Here is a 1834-nt window from a genome sequence, read left to right on the forward strand (position 1 = left end):
CTGCACCCCAAGCAACACTGGTGTCGGCTATTTGAGTTAGCTGATATAACGCTGCTGTTTTAGCTAAGTTATCGTATTTGCTTGCTTTGCCAAGACCCGCAATTGCAATTAACTGGTTAACATACTCAATTTGTAAGTTGTGGCTAATAGAGTTGGCGTCTTTGCTTTTCACGAAAATGCTGGCGGTTAAATCTTCCATAAACTGAGTTAGGCTATATTCGTTACCGTACAGAGCTGTGTCAGAAATACGCAGTAATACCGCTGGGTGTAATAGCTGTGCAAGTACAGATTTTTGCATCCCTAAAATCATTTGGTGTGCTTTAGGGTCTTCATTTTTGCCATAGTGATTAAAGCCACGACGTTGCAGCTGTAAGTAGCTATAAAGAGGTTGCATGTTTTGTAGTACGTCTGGCGCAAATACAAACTTGGCTAGTATATCCATTGCTTGTGTTTGACGCTCAAGCGATACCGGTGTAAATGGTTTATCTGCATTTGTATCACCCACTACAGCGCGCTCAACGTATACGCCACCAATCTGGCGAGAAACCACACCTGCTTGAGCTCGGTACTGACCAAATAAGCTATTAGCAGAGGTAACAAGCTGTTGGTAAGACTCACCTTTAACCGTTGCTTTATCTTTTAGCTCAGTAAATAGTTTATTAATTAGTGCCATACGATCTGCGCCATAGGCAGCAGGGTTTGACGACAAATCACCAATCATTACACGTGGATCGATATGGCGACCTGGTGCGCGCATATCGTCTGCATCGTTACCAAAGGCAAGGGCATGTTCACTTGAACGAGCAAGTATTTTTTCAAGTCGAGCTTGCTCAGCAGCTTCATCTGCAAGCGCTACGCTGTAGCCATAGTTAATTGCCCAATCATCGTAAGGACCAGGTTTTGTTTGAAAAATATCACCTTGCTGCATACCAATTGGGGCAATGTTAGCGGGTGCATAATCCATAACAGAACCGGTTACTATGCCTTGGGTTTTGTTTTTGTCGTGTACTTCTTTTTCATCCCACAAAATTGATGATTTCATATTATGGTTAAGACCTAAAGTATGGCCAACTTCGTGAAGTACCAATTGCGTTAGACCTTGGCGAAGCATTTCTTTATCTTCAATTTTGTCGCCGCTAGCAAGGCCTTTGGCAAGCATTAGATTTTGTTGAATCTCATGCCCAAGAGAGCAATTTAGCTCGCCGGTATTTGTTGTTTCACCGTGGCTCATTGTTCCTTGTGTGAAAAGTGTGTCGTAAATCCAGCGGTTTTTCATAAATACAAACTCAAGCATAATGTCTGAGCCCAGTATTTCGCCTGTTAATGGGTTAGCAAGTGCTGGCCCGTATCCGCCAAATGGAGGCTTAGGTGACGAAGTCCAACGCAGTACGTTGTAATTGATATCGCCCGCATCCCAGTCTGCATCGTCTGGTTGTACTTTTACCTCTAAGGCATTTTTAAAGCCGGCTTTTTCAAAAGAGGTATTCCACGTTAAAACAGCGTCACGAATAGTATCGCGCCATTCAATGGGTGTGGTGTTTTCTATCCACCAAGTAATCGGTTTTACTGGCTCTGAAAGCGCTGCACTTGGGTCTTTCTTTTGTAAGTCCCAGCGTTTTATAACATCTTGATAAGGTGCCCAATCGGTAGATGTCATTTGATCAAATTGATTTGTAAAATAACCAATGCGCGCATCATCCATACGTGGTGCGTAGTTATTGCTAGGTAGAGCGACAAACGAGTGCTGAACTTTTACCGATACGCTACGCGGGTCGCTTACTGCATTTGAGCCACGTACCGTTGGGCTTGGGTTAGTAAATACGTAATCAACAAC

General features: G+C 43.5%; 1 protein-coding gene. It reads right to left on the reverse strand.

Translation table 11 applies throughout. The features are described from left to right. Nucleotides 1-1834, reverse strand: a 1834-nt coding sequence (locus tag H5072_RS18370; protein WP_182694379.1) for a zinc-dependent metalloprotease, incomplete at both ends; no start/stop codon positions are given.

The sequence above is a fragment of the Pseudoalteromonas sp. SR45-5 genome (genome assembly GCF_014163565.1).
In the GTDB taxonomy this organism is placed as follows: domain Bacteria; phylum Pseudomonadota; class Gammaproteobacteria; order Enterobacterales; family Alteromonadaceae; genus Pseudoalteromonas; species Pseudoalteromonas distincta.